Annotated in this window: 5 protein-coding genes; 2 read left to right on the forward strand and 3 right to left on the reverse strand. The window is 41.0% G+C overall.

Annotation, left to right across the window (positions count from 1 at the left end):
- Positions 1-15 precede the first annotated feature (15 nt).
- The 3 genes from SPD53_RS19580 to SPD53_RS19590 form a co-directional block, all read right to left on the reverse strand.
- Positions 16-264, reverse strand: coding sequence for a hexameric tyrosine-coordinated heme protein (locus tag SPD53_RS19580; RefSeq protein ID WP_156857205.1), 249 nt, complete (start codon positions 262-264; stop codon positions 16-18).
- A gap of 75 nt (positions 265-339) precedes the next feature.
- Positions 340-654, reverse strand: a complete 315-nt coding sequence (locus SPD53_RS19585) for a DMT family transporter (RefSeq protein ID WP_188859014.1) — start codon at positions 652-654, stop codon at positions 340-342.
- A gap of 1 nt (position 655) precedes the next feature.
- Complete coding sequence (locus SPD53_RS19590; RefSeq protein ID WP_156857207.1) at positions 656-1,012, reverse strand: DMT family transporter; 357 nt, start codon at positions 1,010-1,012, stop codon at positions 656-658.
- Between the two features lie 109 nt (positions 1,013-1,121).
- Between SPD53_RS19590 and SPD53_RS19595 the strand changes: the two genes are divergently transcribed.
- Together SPD53_RS19595 and nadX are read left to right on the forward strand one after the other, a co-directional pair.
- A complete protein-coding gene (locus tag SPD53_RS19595; RefSeq protein WP_336253555.1) occupies positions 1,122-1,688 on the forward strand; it encodes a DUF4256 domain-containing protein in 567 nt (188 codons plus the stop codon).
- Between the two features lie 115 nt (positions 1,689-1,803).
- Positions 1,804-2,580, forward strand: coding sequence for an aspartate dehydrogenase (nadX, locus tag SPD53_RS19600; RefSeq protein ID WP_336253556.1), 777 nt, complete (start codon positions 1,804-1,806; stop codon positions 2,578-2,580).
- Positions 2,581-2,869 lie beyond the last annotated feature (289 nt).

The following is a 2,869-nucleotide window of genomic DNA, read 5'->3' on the forward strand; positions in this document are numbered from 1 at the left end:
AAAATAAATAACCCTCTAAAAATGTACCTTTGTACTTGATTTCCAGTAGTCATTCGCAGCGGCAACCGTTTGATAATGAATCGCAATCACCTCGGAAGCGGCGATAAGATTATCTGGATTTCTTGAATACTTTGGACGTATCTTTTTTCGGATGCTTTCAGATGGCTGGGTATATTCAATCCCTTTTTGGGCCAGTAAGATTGCTAATTCGAACCCTTCCTGGGGCGTGTTTGTTTTTAAGCTTTTTAGCCATTTCTTCTTCATAAGCTCCCAACTCCTATTCTCGTGATAATTACCCAATATAGCTTATTAAGTTGAGAAGCTCTTTGTTCCTACCATTTAAGAAACCAACCTTAAACCGACAGCGCCACTAATAATGCATAGTAGAAAAAGAACCCGCTTTAAATTCATCGCTTCTTTAAAAAACGTAACCCCCATGATTACTGCACCTGTTGCCCCAAGTCCCGTCCAAATCGCATAGGCTGTTCCGAGTGGAATGTCACGCATGGCAAGTCCGAGGAAATAAAAGCCAAGGGAAAAGCACACAACTAATACGAGGAGCCAACTCCATGCTCTCTTTTTTAAATACATATTAATACTTGCCACTCCGAAGATTTCACCGAAGCTTGCAAGAAATAAATAAAACCAAGCCATTTTACACGTCACCTTCCTTTGCTGCAAGCGAATCATCGGATCGATCCTTTTCATCTGTCGTTAATTGAATACCGACAACACCAATGATGATGAGTAAAATAAAGAAACCTTTTCCTAGTGTAAATGCCTCTCCCAGAAAGGAGAAGTCAATGATTGCAATCGCGGCAGCCCCGGAACCTGTAAAGGTGGCGTAGACCGAACCTGACGGTAGCACTTCACACGCTTTGATCACAAAGTAAAAGCTAAAAATAATTGCAATCACTGTCCCTGTCCACATCCAGAAGTTATCCGAGTACTTTAAACCAAGCACCCATACTACTTCAATAATTGCAGCGAATAAAACATATATCCATCCCATGCTAGGGAACCTCCTTTAATCAAAAGCAATTACTACTATCTTAACGACAGAATAGGGGAAAAGTCTATCAAATCAGTTTCTAGTCGGATATAATGTTTTATAAAGAAGGATGAGCGAAAGGAGTATGAACATGATGAACAACGAAAAAGAACAGCTTCTCCATACATTGGAAGAACGTTTTAAAGCGAATATGCATCGACACGAGAATTTAGATTGGGAAGAAATAGCTGCAAAGTTGCAGAAGCTACCTGAAAAATTAAAATCCCTAGAGCAAATGGAAGCGACAGGGGGAGAGCCGGATGTCATGGGGTACGATGAGACTACAGAGGAGTTTATTTTCTGCGATTTCTCGAAAGAAAGCCCTAAAGGTCGCAGGAGTGTTTGTTATGATCGCGAGGCACTGGAATCCCGGAAAAAGTACCCACCAAAAACGAGTGTTATGGACATGGCAGAAGAGATGGGCATTGAGTTATTAACTGAAGAGCAATACCGCCAATTACAAGAGCTTGAGGCAGTTGATCAGAAAACATCAAGTTGGGTGAAGACCCCAGCATCGATTCGTGAACGTGGTGGGGCGATATTTTGTGATTACCGGTATGGTCAAGTGTTTGTTTACCATAATGGAGCAGATTCTTATTATGGATCTCGCGGGTTTCGAGGATTGCTCCGCGTCTGATTGAAACGATCCGCCACAATGAAATGTAGGTGGGACAGGGGGTCAGAGCAACTGTCCCAGATAAAAAAGAATGTCAGTGACAGAAATTATCGTATCCCATTAAAGGAGGAGCTCCATGAATATCGGTTTAATTGGTGCCGGGGCCATTGCGAACTTTTTATTAAAAGAAATCAATCATGCTAGTCATGAGGAGCACAGAATAACGAGTGTTTACGTGCGAGACAGAGAAAAGCATCAGAGATTGGAAGCCGAATTTGACGTGAAGCTTTATACCGATTTTGATACTTTCTTGGAATCGGGCATTGATCTAGTTGTGGAAGCGGCGAACGTGGAGGCTGTACGAAATCTGATCCCAGCAACGATACGAAAGAAGGATGCTGTCTTAATCAGTATTGGCGCACTTGTTGATGAAGCACTCTTAACCGAACTTACCAAGCTTGCGAGTAAGCATAATCATGTCATCCACTTACCATCTGGTGCAATCGGCGGTCTTGATTTACTGCAAAATGCTAGCGCTCTGGGAACGGTGAAGAATGTTTCGCTAACGACAAGAAAGCCAGCCCATTCCCTAATAGATGAGGTCATAACAGAAGAAAAGACAGTCTTTGAAGGGCAAGCAGCAGATGCAATCAAACAATTTCCTAAAAATATCAATGTCTCGATTGTTCTCTCCCTTGCCGGTTTAGGAATAGAGCAGACGATGGTGCGCATTATTGCGGATCCACATATTGATAAAAATATCCACCAGATCGAAATGGCCGGGGACTTTGGGGAGGCAACTTTTACTATTCATAACAAGCCACTACCATCCAATCCGAAAACGAGTTATTTGGCAGCGCTGAGTATATTAGGGACCTTGGAAAGGCTCGGTAAGAATATAAGAATTGGTTGAGTGCACGTATGAATTAACATTCATTGAGGGAATAAAAGTTCCCTCAATGAATGAAATTTCATTTATCTCGGTGGACGATTCTGCGGATATTTTTTGTCATCTTTCATCGCGTTTAATTCCTCTTTACTCTTGTTCTTTTTCTTTTTACCTTTACTCATTTGAATCACTCCTTTTATCATTTATTTTGTGCTAATACAAACTTTCAATTCATGTGAAAAAAAGAATTGAAAAAATACTGCAGTTTAAAGTTTTTTTCAGCATAAACTTAAACGAGAAAATGAAATAAATG

It is taken from the genome of Oceanobacillus sp. MO10714A, assembly GCF_037072045.1.
GTDB classification, from domain to species: Bacteria; Bacillota; Bacilli; order Bacillales; family Amphibacillaceae; genus Oceanobacillus; species Oceanobacillus indicireducens.

What these genes read in the sequence shown, in the direction of transcription:
- SPD53_RS19580 (WP_156857205.1), bottom strand. Translation starts at nt 264, where the DNA reads ATGAAGAAGAAATGGCTAAAAAGCTTAAAAACAAACACGCCCCAGGAA.
- SPD53_RS19585 (WP_188859014.1), bottom strand. Translation starts at nt 654, where the DNA reads ATGGCTTGGTTTTATTTATTTCTTGCAAGCTTCGGTGAAATCTTCGGA.
- SPD53_RS19590 (WP_156857207.1), bottom strand. Translation starts at nt 1,012, where the DNA reads ATGGGATGGATATATGTTTTATTCGCTGCAATTATTGAAGTAGTATGG.
- SPD53_RS19595 (WP_336253555.1), top strand. Translation starts at nt 1,122, where the DNA reads ATGAGCGAAAGGAGTATGAACATGATGAACAACGAAAAAGAACAGCTT.
- nadX (WP_336253556.1), top strand. Translation starts at nt 1,804, where the DNA reads ATGAATATCGGTTTAATTGGTGCCGGGGCCATTGCGAACTTTTTATTA.